Raw genomic sequence first — 14,648 nt, forward strand, 5'->3', positions numbered from 1 at the left:
GGAACGGGGTCAGTTCAGGCGGTTCTTCAATTGCTGGATCAACGAGGCGGTCTGGTGCCGGTGATGGTCGTCGCCGGTCAGCGCCATGAAGGTTTCCAACGCGGTGATGGCGTCCTTCAGATTGCCGGCATGGGCTTCCAGAAGGCCGGTCTCGCGCCACAGCGCCGGCTCGTGTGGGGCGAACAGGCGCATCGCCTCCAGCACCTCCAGCGCCTTCGGCACATCGTGCGCCGACAGGTGGCGCAACTTGATGTTGTTCTGCAGGCGCAGCAGCACGTCGCGGTTCGACACCGGCTGGTAATGGCCGGGCTCCAGCTCGGCGGCGCTTCCGGCCGTAGCCTTCAGCAGGTCACGCAGGTCGACGACGCTGCGGGTCTGCCCCTCGTTGAAGGGGTCGATAATGGCGCGGGCGCCGTCCTTCTCGATGCGGACCAGGAAATGACCAGGGAAATTGAGGCCTACCATCGGCCAGCCCTGCGAGCGGGCGGCATGCATGTAGAGAATGCCGAGCGTCACCGGCAGGCCGCGGCGGCGATCGACCACCCGCAGCAGGTTGGCGTTCTGCAGGTCATCGTAGGTGTCGTGGTCGCCGGAATAGCCGTGGCGCTCGCCGATCACGGCGTGCAGGTGCGCGATGCGTGCTTCCAGGCTGTCGCCCGCGGCCTGATCCTGCGCCGCGACGCGGGCGGCCAGATCCTCGACGATGGCGCGGATATGGGCGCGGTAGGGGGCGAGGTCGGCGCTCGGCAACTCCAGCGCGCCCAGAGCCAGGGCGGCTTCGGCCAGATCGATCTCGTCGTCCGGCTGGTCGCCGATGCGGCGCAGGATTTCGCGGGCTTCCGCGCGGTTGCTCAAGACTGTCGCCCCCTCAAATTCATCCCCTCACAGTCTCCAGGCATCGACCAGATGACGGGGCCAGGCCCAAGGGGTAACCAGCATCACGTCGAAGCGCAAGACATAGCCGGCATAGCGCGGGTTGGCGCCGAGGAAGGCATGGGCGGCGCGGGCGAGCCGGCCGCGCTGCCGGGCGTTCAGCGCCTCGTTGGCGGTGTCCCAGTCGCCACGTGCCTTCACTTCGACGATGGCGATGGTTTGGCCGCGTCTGGCGACGATGTCGATTTCGCCCATCGGCGTGCGCAGGCGGCTGGCCAGGATGCGGTAGCCGCGCAGGCGCAGCGACAGGCGGCACAGCGCCTCCGCCCGGCGGCCAAGACTTTCGGCCCGCAGGCGACGCGCATCCAGGTCGGTCATTTCGTCCGTTCCTCCCGCTGCAGTTCCAGCGCGCGGGCATAGACGGTGCGCTTGTGCTGGCCGGTGCGGGCGGCGACATCGGCGGCGGCGTCTCGCACCGAAAGGCGGGTCAGCGCCTCGCGCAGCAGGGCGTCGACGTCGGCTCCGCCCGGCGTCGCCTCCTCTCCCGGCGGACCGATCACCAGCACGACCTCGCCGCGCGGCGACCCGGCCTCGGCATAATGCGCGGCCAGCTCGGGCAGGGTGCCGCGCCGCACCTCCTCGTACAGCTTGGTCAGCTCGCGGGCGACGGCGGCCTCGCGCGGGCCGAGGATGTCGGCGAGGTCGGCCAGCGACTCCGGCAGGCGCTGCGGCGATTCGAAGAAGACCAGGGTGGCCGGCACCCCCTTCAGCTCGCCGGCGGTGGCGCGCCGGGCGCTGCTCTTGTTGGGCAGGAAGCCGGCGAACAGGAAGCGGTCGGTCGGCAGGCCGGACAGCACCAGCGCCACCAGCGGGGCCGAGGCGCCGGGCAGGGTGGTCACCGCCACCCCCTCCGCCACGCACTCTCGCACCAGCTTGTAGCCGGGGTCGGAGACCAGCGGCGTGCCGGCGTCGGTGACCAGCGCGATGGCCTCGCCCTTTTTCATGCGGCCGATCAGGATCGGACGCATCTTTGCGGCGTTGTGCTCGTGGTAGGAGACGAATGGTGTGTGGATGCCGTGGATGCCCATCAGCTTGGCGGTGACGCGCGTGTCCTCGCAGGCGATGGCGTCGGCCCGCTTCAGCGTGTCGAGCGCGCGTAGCGTGATGTCCGCGGCGTTTCCGATGGGGGTAGCGACGACATACAGTCCGCCCGCGAGTTTACTTGGGGCGGCGAGGGGGCTACCTTGAGCGCCACTTTGGTCTGGGCCGTTGGGGTCCGGGCCGTTGGGGTCCATGCCTTGGGTTTCGCCTTCGGTATCGGCGGCCATTTCAGCAGATGTGGAGACGATTGGTGGCACGCTTGGCAACAGCTTTCTCACAGGGTCTGAAACGTCACGGCGTGGCAGCCTTGCTGGTCGCCGGCCTGTTGTCGGCCTGTTCGACTGTAAGCGCGCCGCCGCGGGTGGCACAAGCGCCGCAACCGGTCCCGGCTCCGGTGGCTCCCCTGCCGGAAGCGCAGGGCCCGATCAAGGTGGCCGTCCTGGTGCCGCTCAGCGGGCAGAGCGCCGCCATCGGCCAAGCCATGCTGGACTCCGCCCAGATGGCGCTGTTCGACATGGCCGGCGACCAGCTGCAGCTTCTGCCGCGCGACACCAAGGGCACGCCGGGTGGGGCGGCCGACGCCGCGCGCCAGGCGCTGGCCGAGGGCGCCCGCCTGATCATCGGCCCGCTGTTCGCCGCCGACGTTGCCGCAGTGCGGCCGATCGCCCAGAATGCCGGCGTCGACGTGCTGGCCTTCACCAACGACGCCACCCAGGCCGGCAACGGCACCTATGTGCTTGGCTTCGTCCCGGCCGATCAGGTCAACCGCGTCGCCGGCTATGCCCGCTCGCGCGGGGCGACGCGCTTCACCGTGCTGGCGCCGCGCTCGCCCTATGGCGACGCTGTGGTGAACGCCATGCAGCAGATCGCACCGAGGCTGGGCACCATGACCACGCAGGTCGAGCGCTACGATCCGGCGGTCACCGACCTGTCGATCCCGGCCAAGCAGGTGGCCCAGGAAACCCCGCAGCCGCAGGCGGTGATGCTGGCCGAAGGCGGGCAGCGCGCCCAGGGCATCGCCCAGGTGCTGGCCGCCAACGGCGTGCAGCCGCAGCAGGTCAAGCTGCTGGGAACCGGCCTGTGGGACGACACCTCGCAAGGCGCGCTGGGGCAGGAACCGGCGCTGGTCGGTGCGCTCTATGCCGCACCGGCGCCGCAGACCCGCGCCCGCTTCGAGTCGCAGTTCGAGCAGGTCTATGGCCGCAAGCCGCCGCGCATCGCCACGCTGGCCTACGACGCCACCTCCATCGCCGCGGTGCTCACTCGCACCGGCGGTCCGGTGCCCTTCGACCGCATGGCGATGACCAACCCGAACGGCTTCGAGGGGCTGGACGGCCTGTTCCGCCTGCGCGCCGACGGCTTGGTCGAACGCGGGCTGGCAGTGATGGAGATCACCCCGACCGGATCGCGTGTGGTCGACCCGGCCCCGCCGTCCTTCGAGATGCTCGGGCAGTAAGGACACACGCTCTCTCCTCAGGGAAGAGAGGTTGAAAATGAAAACGCCGCGGCCGTCATCGGGACGGGCCGCGGCGTTTTTGTTTCCCAGGTAAGGATACTCGGGGATCGTCGCCGTGCGTCTCTCTCACCCTGAGCTTGCTTTCCAAGAGAGAGAGGGGAAAACCTCCGGGTGGGAGAGGGCCTGTTCGACGCTATCCTTACTTACGCGGCTTACGCCCGTGCCCGCAGGTAGGGGGTCAGGCGCCATTCAGCGAACTTGATCAGGCGGGTGGCGATGAAGTTCAGCACCAGATAGATCACGCCGGCGACGATGAACAGCTCGAAGACCGCGAAGGTCTGGGCGATCATCCGGCGGGCGATGCCGGTGACCTCCATCAGCGTGATGGTGCTGGCGAGCGAGGTCGCCTTCACCATCAGGATCACTTCGTTGCCGTAAGCCGGCAGCATCTGGCGGATCGCCACTGGCAGCACGATGCGGCGGAAGGCGAGCGCCCGCGACATGCCGCAGGCCCGCGCCGCCTCCACCTGTCCCTGCGGCACCGACAGGATGGCGCCGCGCAGGACCTCGCTGGTGTAGGCGCCGGTGTTCAGCGTCAGCGCCAGGATGGCGCACCAGTAGGGCTCGCGCAGGAAAGGCCAGAGGATGCTGTCGCGGATGAACTCGAACTGGCCGAGCCCGTAATAGACCAGGAAGATCTGCACCAGCAGCGGCGTGCCGCGGAAGACGAAGACATAGGCCGCCGCCAGCGTCTCCACCACGCGGTTGCCCGACAGACGCAGCAACGCCACACCGAAGGCGACCAGCGCGCCCAACGCCAGCGATCCGACGATCAGCTGCAGAGTCAGCGTCAGCCCACCGAGCATGCGGGGCAGGCTGTCCCACATCAATTGCCAGTTCATGGCCTCAGGCCCTCCGGACGCCGCGATTGGCGGAGATTTCGGCGCGGTTGAACAGCGCCGTCGAAATGGTGGTCAGCATCAGGTACAGCACGGCGGCGGTGCTGTAGAACAGGAAGGGCTGGCGCGTGGCGCCGGCCGCCAGATGGGTGATGCGCATCAGTTCGGCCAGCGCCGTCACCGACACCAGCGCGGTGTCCTTCAGCGTCAGCTGCCAGACATTGCCGAGGCCGGGCAGGGCGAAGCGCAGCGTCTGCGGCACCAGCACCCGGCGCAGGATCAGCCAGCGGCTCATCCCGCAGGCGCGCGCCGCCTCGATCTGGCCGAAGGGGACCGACTGCACGGCGCCGCGGATCACCTCGGTCGAGTAGGCGCCGGAAATCAGCCCGACCGCCAGCACGCCGATGGTGAAGGCGTTCAGATCGACCCGCCCGTCATAGCCGAAGGCGGAGGCGATTGAGGTGGCAACGCCGCTGCCGCCGAAGAACAGCAGGTAGATCACCAGCAGTTCAGGGATGCCGCGCACGATGGTGGTGTAGACATCGGCCACGACGTTCAGCGCCAGGGAGTGGCTGAGCTTGGCCGAGGCACCGAGCGACCCGACGAGGATGCCGAAGGCGAAGGCCGACACGGCGACCGCGACCGTCATCGCGGTGCCCATCAGCAGCTGTCCGCCCCAGCCGTTGGGACCGAAGGAAAGGAGTTCCAGCATTGGCACGCCCGGTAAGGCCCGCCGGGCGCGGCGCGGAGCGCCGGCCGGACGGGGGTCAGCGAACGGAGGTTACTGAACGACTGGCGCCCGGTCGCCATGAAGGCCGCCGGGCGCCGTACCGATCAGACGGACGGACCTGGGGTCCGCCTTGCTTCGCCCCCTTACTTGGTGGGCGAGATGTCGTAGCCGAAATGCTGGGTGCTCAGCTTCTTGACGGTGCCGTCCTTCAGCGCTTCGCCGATGGCCTTGTCGAACATCGCCTTCAGGTCGGCGGTGTCCTTGCGCAGGCCGACGCCCATGCCTTCGCCGATCACGCCGCCGATGAAGTTCGGGCCGACGATGACCATCTTGTCCGGCGTGGCCTTCACCACCGCCTCGACGACCGAGCGGTCGCCCAGCATGGCGTCGACGCGGCCCGAGCCCAGGTCGATGCCGGCATTGTCGATCTTGTCGTAGGTGCGCATGGTCACCTTCGGCAGATGCTTGTCCATGAAGTCGGCCTGGATGGTCGACACCTGGACGCCGACGGACTTGCCCTTCAGCGCTTCGGCCAGCTTGTCCAGGACCGGCTTGGCCTTGCCCTGGTCGTTCAGGTCGACGCGGTCGGCGCCGAGGTTCAGCGCCTTGGCCAGCGGCGAACCGGTCACGACGGCGAAGACCGACGGCTCGGTGCCGTAGGGGACCGAGAAGTCGATGACCTTCTTGCGCTCGTCGGTGATGGTCATCGCCGACATGATGGCGTCATACTTGCCCTGCTGCAGGGCCGGGATGATGCCGTCCCAATCCTGGGCGACGAACTCGCAGGTGACCTTCATGCGCTTGCACAGGTCGTTGCCGAGGTCGACCTCGAAGCCGGTCAGCTTGCCCGAGGTGTCGGTGGCGTTCCACGGAGGATAGGCACCCTCGCTGGCGATGCGGACCGTCTTCCATTCCTTCGCACCGGCGGCGCCGGCAGCGGCGACGGCCATCATGGCGCCGAGCGCCAGGGCCGAAACGATCTTCTTCAAGGAACACACTCCTCTGTTCGGTTCGCCCGTTCTTTGGCCCCTGTTGGGAGCCGGGCTGTTTCTGACGGTCCGGTCCTGCCCTCTGCCTCGTCCCCTCACGCCGCGCCGGACAGATGGCGCGAGAGGAACTGCCGCACCCGGTCCGAGTCGGGGTTGGTCAGCACCTTGTCGGGTGACCCCTCCTCCTCGATCCGCCCCTGGTGCAGGAAAACCACCTTGGACGCCACTTCGCGGGCGAAGCCCATCTCGTGCGTCACCAGGATCATCGTGTTGCCTTCGTCCGCCAGCTGGCGGATGACCCGCAGAACCTCGCCGACCAGTTCGGGGTCGAGCGCCGAGGTCGGCTCGTCGAACAGCATCACCTTGGGCTGCATGGCGAGCGCGCGCGCGATGGCCGCGCGCTGCTGCTGCCCGCCCGAAAGCTGGACCGGATAGCTGTCGGCCTTCGCCAGGATGCCGACCTTGTCCAGCAGCATGCGGGCGCGGTCGACGGCTTCGGCCTTCGGCACGCCCAGCACATGGACCGGCGCCTCGATCACGTTCTGCAGGATGGTCATGTGGGTCCAGAGATTGAAGCTCTGGAACACCATGCCGAGCCGGGTGCGGATGCGCTCCACCTGCCGGGAGTCGGCGGGGACGCTGGCGCCGCGGCGCGTCTTCTTCAGCGCGATGGACTCGCCGCCGATCACCACGCGGCCGTCGTCCGGGATCTCCAGCATGTTGATGCAGCGCAGCAGCGTGCTCTTGCCCGAGCCGGACGAGCCGATCAGCGTGATCACGTCGCCTTCGCGCGCGGTCAGCGACACGCCCTTCAGCACCTCCAGCTCGCCGAACCGCTTGTGCAAATCCTCCACGGCGACGGCGGCGGGAGCGGAATCGCTGACGGGCGGATGGCGATGCATGCGGGAGAACCGGCTGTGTTGTGGAGGCTGGTTATGGTCTGACCATTACGGCACAGGCTAGACCGGGGCGCAGGGGTTCCGCAACGCGGATTTCACACGTCGCGCGCGTTGTGCCGCTTGTGTCGGAAAATGGTGCGTTACCACAACAATAGTACCAGAATTTGCGGCCCCAGGATACGCAGGCACATCGCCAGCGGGTAGACGGTGGCATAGGCCAGCGCCGGAGCTTCCGACGCCACCAGAGCGTTGGCATAAGCCAGCCCCGGCGGGTTGGTCTGGGCGCCGGCCAGGACGCCGCAGATGGTCAGGAAGTTCAGCTTCATCAGCCCGCGCGCGACCAGCCCGGTCAGCAGAAGCGGGACCAGCGTCACCAGCACGCCCCACATCATCCAGGGCCAGCCGGCGCCGCTGGCCAGCGTGGCGACGAAGCGGTCGCCGGACGCGATGCCCAGCACGGCCAGGAACAGGATGATGCCGATCTCGCGCAGCGCCAGGTTGGCGGCCGGCGGCATGAACCAGACCAGCGGCCCGACATGGCCGATGCGGCCCAGGATCAAGGCGACGATCAGCGGTCCGCCGGCAAGGCCCAGGCGCAGCGGCGCCGGCATCCCCGGCAGGAAGATCGGGATGGCACCCAGCGCCGCACCCAGCGCGATGCCCAGGAACATCGGGATCATCTCCACCTGCTGCAGCTTGCGGGTGGAGTTGCCGAAGATCTGCCCGACGGCGGCGAGGCTGTCCGGCCGGCCGATCACCGTCAGGATGTCGCCGAACTGGAGCTTCAGCGCCGGGGTCGGCACCAGTTCTACGCCCGACCGGTTGACCCGGCTGACCACCACGTCATGGGCGTCCTGGAGGTTCAGCGTGGCGATCGACTTGCCCAGAACCGCGTTGTTGGTGACGACGATGCGCTCCCATTTCAGGTCGGTGCCCTTGGTGGTCAGCGGCCGGTCGAATTCCTGCCCCAGCAGGGCGCGCACCTGCTCCAGCTTCGGCCGCGGCCCGACCACATGCAGCACGTCGCCCAGCTTCAGGCAGGTTCCGTCATGCGGGACGCAGAGCTTGCCGTCGCACAGCAGGCGCGACGCGACCACCCCCTGGCCGCACAGCAGATCGATGGAGCCGAGCGGCCGGCCGGCAAGCTCCGGATTGCGGACCGCCAGATCCATGGTCTCCAGCGTCGACACCTCGGCCCGGCGGCACTCCTCGAAGCGGGCGGCCTCCGCCTCCGGGTCGATGCGGAACAGAATGCGGACGGCGGCCATCGACAGCAGGTTGCCGGCGATGCCGAACGGGTAGGTGACGGCGAAGGCAAGGCCGGGCAGGGCCATCACCCCCGCCCCGGCCCCGACTTCAGTCAGCACCTGCTGGGTGGCGGCGAGCGCCGGGGCGTTGGTCACGGCACCGGCGAACACGCCCAGCGAGGAGCCCAGCGACAGCGCCCCCGACGACACCAGCACCGCGGTCAGCAGGATGCTCGATCCCACCATCAGCAGGGCCAGCCCGTTCAGCGCCAGCCCGGTCCGGCGCAGCGCGGCGAAGAAGCCGGGACCGACCTGGATGCCGATGGTGTAGACGAACAGTATCAGCCCGAAGTCGCGGATGAAGTCCATCATCTCCGGATTGAAGGCGATGCCCGCCTGCTTGGCGATGTGGCCGCCGGCGATCCCGGAGAACAGCACGCCGCCGATGCCGAGCCCGACCCCGCGAATCTTGATATGGCCGAGCGCCACGCCCGCCGCCGACACTAGACCGAGCATGAACACCACCCGCGCGATCGGCGGCATGGCCTGGAGAATGTCTGCGAAGGCCGACATGGGACAACTCGCTTCCTGAACACATTTGGGCAAACGCCGCAATCATGGGGAAACCCGGAGGGGCGCGGCGGTCCCCGTTCGAGCGGGGGCATGACGGCACCACGATGCGTCAGGACAGCGGTCAAGGCGTTGATTCAGAACAAGCGTCCGGCCTTTAGCCGTGACAATCCCGGCACCCGGCGCTGCGGCACATGCATGGGAGCGCAGCGCTGCGGAGGCCGTGGTGCGTCATCGGGTAGCATCCGTTTCCTCGAACTCCATCCAAATTTTGCCATTTTCTTCCCTTACACGATAACCCAAGCAACCGGCCCCAAAGGTCGCGCGCATCGGCGTTCCCCCTAGCGCCATCGCTGCGACGAACGAAGCCGTTCCACAAGGTATCGACCGGCCGGACCCGGCCGGACGCAAGGCCATCGCGAGAACCCCCTCGCGGTGGCCTTTTCTTTTGTCCCGCGTCCACTGAACCGCTGTGCCCATTAACCGCTGCGTCGGTTGACCGCTGGGGCGACCGCATTCTCGCTCCGGCTTTCCCGCCGCCTTGTGCTATAGCAGCGCCTCCCTCAACCGGAAGCGCGACCCATCACCATGCCCGTCTTTGCCGGATCAGAACTGACCTGCCTGCGTGGCGACCGGCTGGTCTTCACCGGGTTGGAGTTCCGCATCGCCCCCGGCGGCGCGCTGGTTCTGCTCGGTCCCAACGGCAGCGGCAAGTCCAGCCTGCTGCGGGTGATGGCCGGACTGCTGAAGCCGCTGCGCGGCACGCTGGGTTGGGACGGGGTTTCGGTCGCCGACGACCCCGACGCCCACCGGGCGCAGGTGCAGTATGTCGGCCATCTCGACGCGGTGAAGCCGGTGCTGACGGCGGCGGAGAACCTCGCCTTCTGGGCGGCGCTGGCCGGAGCCGCCGATCCTGCCGCCAACGCGCGGGCCGCACTCGACCGGCTTGGGGTGCCGCACATCGCCGGAGTGCCGGGCCGCTACCTGTCGGCCGGTCAGAAGCGCCGGCTGAACCTGGCGCGGCTTCTGGCCGCACCGGCGACCCTGTGGCTGCTGGACGAACCGACCGTGGCGCTCGACCGCGCCGCCATCGCCCTGTTCGAGGGGCTGATCGCCGAACATCGGGCGCAGGGCGGCATGGTGGTGCTGTCCACCCACACCGACATCGCCACCCCCGGCGGCGAGGACCTGCATCTGGACGAGTTTGCCCCCTACGCCGACGAAGAGGCCGGCGATGAGGATGTGGGCGACGAGTATGAGGAAGAAGGGGCCGGGCCATGAGCCGTTTCCTGCGCCTTGTCGCGCGTGACCTGCGGCTGGCGTTGCGCCAGGGCTCGGACGCCACCATCGCCGTCATGTTCTTTGTGCTGTGCGTGGTGCTGTTCCCCTTCGGCGTCGGTCCGGAGCCGAACATCCTAGCCCGCATCGCCGCCGGCGTGATCTGGGTGGCGGCGCTGCTCGCCTCGCTGCTGTCGCTGGAGCGTCTGTTCCAGACCGATTACGAGGACGGCTCGCTGGAACTTCTGTCGCTGTCCCCCCTGCCGCTGGAGGCTGCGGTGCTGGCGAAGACCCTGGCCCATTGGCTGGTCACCGGCGTGCCGCTGATCGTCGCCGCTCCGCTGCTGGCCGTCCTGCTGAACATGGATGCGCAGGGGTTCGGCGTGCTGGTGCTGACCCTGACGCTGGGCACGCCGATCCTCAGCCTGATCGGCGCCATCGGGGCGGCGCTGACGCTGGGGGCGCGACGGGGCGGCGTGCTGCTGTCGCTGCTGATCCTGCCGCTCTACATTCCCGTGCTGATCTTCGGCGCCGGCGCCATCGACGCGGCGATCAACGGGCTGACCCCGCGTCCGCACCTGCTGCTGCTTGCCGGCATCCTCGCCGCCGCCCTGCCGCTCGCCCCCTGGGCGGGAGCTGCGGCGCTGCGGCAGGCGGTGGAGTAGGGCAGGGGCAACGGCGCCGCTACGACTTCGGCGCCTTTTCCGGCAGCAGCGTCTCGATTGCCTCACGCACCTTGTCCGACTCGGGGTCGGTCATGGTGGAGAACCAGGACACCAGCTTGCCGTCCGGCCCCACCAGATATTTGTGGAAATTCCAGCGCGGCTTGGCGAGGAAGCCCAACTCGTCCGCCGCCCAGCGGTAGAAGGGGTGGGCGCTGTCGCCCGACACCACCGTCTTGTCCGCCATCGGGAAGTCGATGCTGTAGTTGACCTCGCAGAAATCCTTGATCTGGTTGGCATTCCCCGGTTCCTGTCCGCCGAAGTCATCGGACGGCACGCCGACCACCACCAGACCGCGGTCGCGGTAACGCTGCCACAGCGCCTCCAGCCCCTTGTATTGCGGGGTGAAGCCGCATTGCGAGGCGGTGTTGACCACCAGGATCGTCTTGCCCTTGAACTGCGACAGCGGCAGCGGCTTGCCGTCGATGCTCTGGAAGGTGAAGTCGTAAGCGCTGCTTGCGGCCATGGCGCTGGCGCCTCCCATTATGGAAAGGGCTGCCGCCATGGCGACGGTGCGAAGTCTGGCTCGGACGGTCATCGGTGCGGCTCGGTGGGTGGGATGGCGGTTGGGATGAGATCATCCTTACTCAATACGATGCCCGATACGAGCCCCGGTGCTCATCGGATCATGACGGCACCATCCGACTGCGCGCTTCATCCGGTCTAGCCCCTTCGGACGGGTAGCGGCGGCCGCCGTCGATCAACAGCTTCATGAGTAAGGATGCACGGCAACCTCCCGCCGCCGTCCCTTCACCTAAGCCCGTCCACCGCGCAGCGCCCAAAAATGTCCCACCCGGTCGAGCCTCAGCCTGAGCATAAGCGTTTATCCCATCGAAATGGGTATTTGGCCGTCCGCCCGGCGTCTGCGCTTCCCGTTGCCGATGCAAACCCATTCCAGGAGAACAGGTCGATGAACGCCGGAGCCGCCATGCAGGATCTCCAGATGCCGCGGACGGCGATGCGCCGGGCTGCCCGTGCCGCGGCGAAGGCCGCCGGTGTTGCCGGAACGATGTTGCTGCTCGGTGCCGCGCTGTCTGCGCCGTCGCTTGCCGACCCGGGCGAGCATGGTCGCGGCCATGGCTGGGGCCACCACAAGAAGCATCACCATGACGACCGCCCGGTCGTCATCTATGGCGCGCCGCCGCCGGTGGTCGTGGTGCCGGCCCCGCCGCCTCCACCGCGCGTCATTTACGCGCCGTCCTACGCACCGCCCCCGGTTATCTACGCCCCGCCGCCTCCACAGCCGGGTGTCAGCGTACAGATGAACATTCCGCTTCGATAACGTTCTATGCTTTTCGAGCGCCCTTGCTGACCGGTCCACCCGGTCGCTAGGGCGTTGCGCTGTCGGTCCGCCCCGCTTGGGCTGTGACCATCCTGTGCTTTTCCGTCGCGCTCCGGCTGTGCATTTGCCCTCCTGGGTGCGGAGCCCAGCGACCCGTTCACCGTCCCTCCTCCCTGCACCCGTTGAAAACCCTTACTCCTCAGTCCTTTCGTGACAGGGCACTCCTGCATCGGTAGGATCGCGCGGCCTGTCGCGAAGGCGGTAGGCCGTTCGGGTGATTCACGGAAACTCAACCGATGTCCGGCCATCTGTCCGCCGGGAGCATCTTGCGGCCCGTGGTCGGTATGGGGAGGGGAGAGACCGAATGTTCGTGATGATCGGCTTCGGCATCGTGATCTTCAGTGTGTTCGGTGGCTACATCCTAGGCGGTGGCCACATGGGCGTGCTGTGGATGCCGTTCGAGTTCATGATCATCCTTGGTTCCGGTGCCGGCGCCTTCTTCATCGCCAATCCGAAATCGGTCGTCACCCACACCGGCAAGGAGCTGGGCCACCTGTTCAAAGGCCCGAAATACAAGAAGGAGGACTTCCTGGAGGTCCTCACCATGATGTATCAGGTCTTCAAGATCGCGAAGACCAAGGGCCTGCTGGCGCTTGAACAGCACATCGAAAAGCCAGAGGACTCGCCGCTCTTCCAGCAGTTCCCGAAATTCTACGGCGACCATCACGCCATCGCCTTCCTCTGTACCTATCTCCGTCTGATGTCGCTGGGCGCGGACAATCCGCATGAGCTGGTCGACCTGATGGACGAGGACATCGAGACGATGCACCACGAACACCAGCGCATCGCCGATGCCATCCAGGCGGTGGCCGATGCCGTCCCGGCACTGGGCATCGTGGCGGCGGTGCTGGGCGTGATTCACACCATGGGCTCGATCACCGAGCCGCCGGAAGTGCTGGGCAAGCTGATCGGCGGCGCGCTGGTCGGCACCTTCACCGGCATTCTGGTCGCCTACGGCTTCCTCGCGCCCATCGCCAGCGGTCTCAAGAACGTCTATCACGCCGAGGGCAAGTACTATCAGGCGATGAAGACCGGCCTGATCGCGCATTTGTCCGGCTACGCGCCCGCCATTTCTGTGGAATACGCCCGTAACGTGCTGGAACCGGAATACCGCCCGACCTTCGCCCAGGTGGAAGAGGCGACCTCTGCCCTGCCGCCGGCCTGATCCTTTGGAATACGCCGATGCCGCACATCGACATCGCCTGGAACGAGGGCACCGTCGGCGATTGGGATGCGCTGTTCGCCCGCGTTCCCCGTTCCACCCTGCTGCAGAGCTTCGCCTATGGCCGTGCCATGGGTCGCAGCTATGGCCATGTGCCACGCCTGGGCGTGATCGGCCGTGATGGCGAGCCGATCGGCCTCGTCCAGACGCTCGACCGCCGCATGCTGAAGCTGTTCCACGACCGGCAATGCTACCGCGGACCGTTGTGGCTGGACGGCACGCTTCCCGATGCCGACACGCTGGAGGCGGTGTTCCGCCTGTTGCGCCGCGCCTGCCCAGGCAATCCGCTCAGCCGCGCCAACCTGCTGCCCGAACTCCCGGCCGGACCGGAGAACGAGGCGCTGCTCGCCCGCTGTGGCTTCCGCAAGGTCGGCCCCGGCTATCGGACCGTCTGGCTGGACCTGACGCGGAGCGAGGAGGCGATGCATGCCGGCCTTGCCCGTGACTGGCGCAAGCGTCTGCGCGGGGCCGAGAAGGCCGGCCTCGTCCTCGACATCGACTGGAAGGCCGACAATCTGCCCTGGCTGATGAAGCGGGAGCATGACCAGGCGCGCGAGAAGGGGTTCCGCGCCATGACCGGGCCGCTGGCGGTCCGTCTGCGCAACGCCATGGTCAAAGGCGGCGGCCGCAACGACGGGGCGTTGATGATCACGGCGCTGGACGGCAGCACACCGGTCGCCTGTTGGCTGTTCTTCCGTCATGGCGTCTGCGCCACCAGTCAGATCAGCTGGGCCAGCGAGGCGGGGCGCAAGAACGGCGCCACGCGGCTGGTGTTGTGGAAGGCGATGCAGGAACTCAAGCAGCGCGGCGTCCGCGCTCTCGACCTCGGCGGCATCAACCCGGACATCGCCCCCGGCGTCACGGAGTTCAAGCTCGGCACCGGCGGCGAGGCGGCGGAGACCGTCGGCCAGTATCGCTGATATTGGTTTATCGCTGATGTGCTTTGCCTGATGATGACCGCAGCGGTTCCGGCTATCCTTACCTGCGTGCCGACACAACAGCTCTTCCGCACGGGCCATTTCTTCCGCACGGGATATCCGCCATGTCAGACCTTGAACCCCTGAAGCCCGGCGAGGCCGACGTCGCCATCGAACGCGCCATGCAGCAGCGGCCGAAGGCGATGATCATCCGCGACAGGTTGCAGAGGATGCTGGAGAACGAGGACACCGCCCGCCAGTTCGTCGGCGCCATCCGCAACATGATGAACAAGGAATAGGCGCACCGGCGATCCTCGCCGCCGGTGCGCGGTTCATCGGCAGGTCAGCAGCTGCTGGCCTTGTTGCAGCCCTTCTCTTCGGCCGATGCCGGGGCCGGGGTCCG

17 protein-coding genes (1 of these 17 cut by a window edge) are annotated in these 14,648 nt (G+C 67.7%); 7 read left to right on the forward strand and 10 right to left on the reverse strand.

What is annotated here, in order from left to right:
- Nucleotides 1–9: 9 nt before the first annotated feature.
- The 3 genes from ABNQ38_RS23815 to rsmI are packed head-to-tail and all read right to left on the reverse strand — an operon-like array spanning nucleotide 10 to nucleotide 2,168.
- The gene (locus ABNQ38_RS23815; protein WP_377808339.1) at nucleotides 10–855 is read right to left on the reverse strand and encodes a SirB1 family protein; all 846 of its coding nucleotides are present in this window, start codon (nucleotides 853–855) and stop codon (nucleotides 10–12) included.
- A 27-nt stretch (nucleotides 856–882) separates the two neighbouring features.
- The gene (locus ABNQ38_RS23820; protein ID WP_098740964.1) at nucleotides 883–1,251 is read right to left on the reverse strand and encodes a YraN family protein; all 369 of its coding nucleotides are present in this window, start codon (nucleotides 1,249–1,251) and stop codon (nucleotides 883–885) included.
- A complete protein-coding gene (gene rsmI, locus ABNQ38_RS23825; protein WP_377808340.1) occupies nucleotides 1,248–2,168 on the reverse strand; it encodes a 16S rRNA (cytidine(1402)-2'-O)-methyltransferase in 921 nt (306 codons plus the stop codon). Before rsmI ends, ABNQ38_RS23820 begins: the two co-directional genes overlap by 4 nt.
- Before the next feature lie 104 nt (nucleotides 2,169–2,272).
- On the opposite strand from rsmI, the gene ABNQ38_RS23830 reads away from it, so the two are divergent.
- Nucleotides 2,273–3,430 carry a penicillin-binding protein activator gene (locus ABNQ38_RS23830; RefSeq protein ID WP_377808341.1) on the forward strand — a complete coding sequence of 386 codons (1,158 nt, stop codon included), beginning with the start codon at nucleotides 2,273–2,275 and terminating at the stop codon, nucleotides 3,428–3,430.
- A gap of 212 nt (nucleotides 3,431–3,642) precedes the next feature.
- On the opposite strand, the gene ABNQ38_RS23835 is transcribed toward ABNQ38_RS23830, so the two are convergent.
- The 5 genes from ABNQ38_RS23835 to ABNQ38_RS23855 all read right to left on the reverse strand — a co-directional run bounded on the left by ABNQ38_RS23835 (nucleotide 3,643) and on the right by ABNQ38_RS23855 (nucleotide 8,767).
- Nucleotides 3,643–4,332: an ABC transporter permease gene (locus ABNQ38_RS23835; protein WP_098740967.1), complete on the reverse strand. Its 690-nt coding sequence runs from the start codon at nucleotides 4,330–4,332 to the stop codon at nucleotides 3,643–3,645.
- Nucleotides 4,333–4,336: 4 nt separating this feature from the next.
- Nucleotides 4,337–5,041 (reverse strand): ABC transporter permease, encoded by a 705-nt coding sequence (locus ABNQ38_RS23840; RefSeq protein ID WP_109051188.1) that lies wholly within the window; start codon nucleotides 5,039–5,041, stop codon nucleotides 4,337–4,339.
- Between the two features lie 161 nt (nucleotides 5,042–5,202).
- Nucleotides 5,203–6,057: a lysine/arginine/ornithine ABC transporter substrate-binding protein gene (locus tag ABNQ38_RS23845; protein WP_255636334.1), complete on the reverse strand. Its 855-nt coding sequence runs from the start codon at nucleotides 6,055–6,057 to the stop codon at nucleotides 5,203–5,205.
- A gap of 86 nt (nucleotides 6,058–6,143) precedes the next feature.
- Complete coding sequence (locus ABNQ38_RS23850) at nucleotides 6,144–6,950, reverse strand: ABC transporter ATP-binding protein (protein ID WP_377808342.1); 807 nt, start codon at nucleotides 6,948–6,950, stop codon at nucleotides 6,144–6,146.
- 137 nt (nucleotides 6,951–7,087) lie between these two features.
- The gene (locus tag ABNQ38_RS23855) at nucleotides 7,088–8,767 is read right to left on the reverse strand and encodes a putative transporter (protein WP_377808343.1); all 1,680 of its coding nucleotides are present in this window, start codon (nucleotides 8,765–8,767) and stop codon (nucleotides 7,088–7,090) included.
- A gap of 585 nt (nucleotides 8,768–9,352) precedes the next feature.
- Here ABNQ38_RS23855 and ccmA point away from each other — a divergent pair.
- A complete protein-coding gene (ccmA, locus tag ABNQ38_RS23860; RefSeq protein WP_377808344.1) occupies nucleotides 9,353–10,045 on the forward strand; it encodes a heme ABC exporter ATP-binding protein CcmA in 693 nt (230 codons plus the stop codon).
- Entirely contained in the window at nucleotides 10,042–10,707 is a 666-nt protein-coding gene (ccmB, locus tag ABNQ38_RS23865; RefSeq protein WP_098740972.1) for a heme exporter protein CcmB, read from the forward strand. The genes ccmA and ccmB overlap by 4 nt, the downstream gene beginning before the upstream one ends.
- A gap of 19 nt (nucleotides 10,708–10,726) precedes the next feature.
- Here ccmB and ABNQ38_RS23870 read toward each other — a convergent pair whose 3' ends face one another.
- Complete coding sequence (locus tag ABNQ38_RS23870; protein WP_377808345.1) at nucleotides 10,727–11,302, reverse strand: glutathione peroxidase; 576 nt, start codon at nucleotides 11,300–11,302, stop codon at nucleotides 10,727–10,729.
- Nucleotides 11,303–11,674: 372 nt separating this feature from the next.
- Here ABNQ38_RS23870 and ABNQ38_RS23875 point away from each other — a divergent pair, with 372 nt between their 5' ends.
- The 4 genes from ABNQ38_RS23875 to ABNQ38_RS23890 all read left to right on the forward strand — a co-directional run bounded on the left by ABNQ38_RS23875 (nucleotide 11,675) and on the right by ABNQ38_RS23890 (nucleotide 14,544).
- Nucleotides 11,675–12,046 (forward strand): hypothetical protein, encoded by a 372-nt coding sequence (locus tag ABNQ38_RS23875; protein WP_377808346.1) that lies wholly within the window; start codon nucleotides 11,675–11,677, stop codon nucleotides 12,044–12,046.
- A 364-nt stretch (nucleotides 12,047–12,410) separates the two neighbouring features.
- On the forward strand, nucleotides 12,411–13,271 hold the full coding sequence (gene motA, locus ABNQ38_RS23880) for a flagellar motor stator protein MotA (RefSeq protein ID WP_098740974.1): 861 nt from the start codon (nucleotides 12,411–12,413) through the stop codon (nucleotides 13,269–13,271).
- Between the two features lie 17 nt (nucleotides 13,272–13,288).
- Nucleotides 13,289–14,248 carry a lipid II:glycine glycyltransferase FemX gene (locus ABNQ38_RS23885; RefSeq protein WP_377808347.1) on the forward strand — a complete coding sequence of 320 codons (960 nt, stop codon included), beginning with the start codon at nucleotides 13,289–13,291 and terminating at the stop codon, nucleotides 14,246–14,248.
- Between the two features lie 122 nt (nucleotides 14,249–14,370).
- Nucleotides 14,371–14,544, forward strand: a complete 174-nt coding sequence (locus ABNQ38_RS23890) for a hypothetical protein (protein ID WP_377808348.1) — start codon at nucleotides 14,371–14,373, stop codon at nucleotides 14,542–14,544.
- Between the two features lie 44 nt (nucleotides 14,545–14,588).
- On the opposite strand, the gene ABNQ38_RS23895 is transcribed toward ABNQ38_RS23890, so the two are convergent.
- Nucleotides 14,589–14,648, reverse strand: partial view of a M23 family metallopeptidase gene (locus tag ABNQ38_RS23895; RefSeq protein WP_377808349.1) — the 3' portion only. 1,323 nt of this gene lie beyond the right edge of the window; the window shows 60 of its 1,383 coding nt (coding positions 1,324–1,383); its start codon lies off the right edge, out of view; it ends in the stop codon at nucleotides 14,589–14,591.

It is taken from the genome of Azospirillum sp. A29, from assembly GCF_042604625.1.
Classification (GTDB): domain Bacteria; phylum Pseudomonadota; class Alphaproteobacteria; order Azospirillales; family Azospirillaceae; genus Azospirillum; species Azospirillum palustre.

Excerpts from the sequence above, each read along its gene's own strand:
- ABNQ38_RS23835 (WP_098740967.1), bottom strand. The coding sequence starts at position 4,332 with ATGAACTGGCAATTGATGTGGGACAGCCTGCCCCGCATGCTCGGTGGG.
- ccmA (WP_377808344.1), top strand. The coding sequence starts at position 9,353 with ATGCCCGTCTTTGCCGGATCAGAACTGACCTGCCTGCGTGGCGACCGG.
- ABNQ38_RS23875 (WP_377808346.1), top strand. The coding sequence starts at position 11,675 with ATGAACGCCGGAGCCGCCATGCAGGATCTCCAGATGCCGCGGACGGCG.
- rsmI (WP_377808340.1), bottom strand. The coding sequence starts at position 2,168 with ATGGACCCCAACGGCCCGGACCCCAACGGCCCAGACCAAAGTGGCGCT.
- ABNQ38_RS23870 (WP_377808345.1), bottom strand. The coding sequence starts at position 11,302 with ATGACCGTCCGAGCCAGACTTCGCACCGTCGCCATGGCGGCAGCCCTT.
- motA (WP_098740974.1), top strand. The coding sequence starts at position 12,411 with ATGTTCGTGATGATCGGCTTCGGCATCGTGATCTTCAGTGTGTTCGGT.
- ABNQ38_RS23885 (WP_377808347.1), top strand. The coding sequence starts at position 13,289 with ATGCCGCACATCGACATCGCCTGGAACGAGGGCACCGTCGGCGATTGG.
- ABNQ38_RS23820 (WP_098740964.1), bottom strand. The coding sequence starts at position 1,251 with ATGACCGACCTGGATGCGCGTCGCCTGCGGGCCGAAAGTCTTGGCCGC.
- ccmB (WP_098740972.1), top strand. The coding sequence starts at position 10,042 with ATGAGCCGTTTCCTGCGCCTTGTCGCGCGTGACCTGCGGCTGGCGTTG.
- ABNQ38_RS23850 (WP_377808342.1), bottom strand. The coding sequence starts at position 6,950 with ATGCATCGCCATCCGCCCGTCAGCGATTCCGCTCCCGCCGCCGTCGCC.
- ABNQ38_RS23840 (WP_109051188.1), bottom strand. The coding sequence starts at position 5,041 with ATGCTGGAACTCCTTTCCTTCGGTCCCAACGGCTGGGGCGGACAGCTG.
- ABNQ38_RS23855 (WP_377808343.1), bottom strand. The coding sequence starts at position 8,767 with ATGTCGGCCTTCGCAGACATTCTCCAGGCCATGCCGCCGATCGCGCGG.
- ABNQ38_RS23890 (WP_377808348.1), top strand. The coding sequence starts at position 14,371 with ATGTCAGACCTTGAACCCCTGAAGCCCGGCGAGGCCGACGTCGCCATC.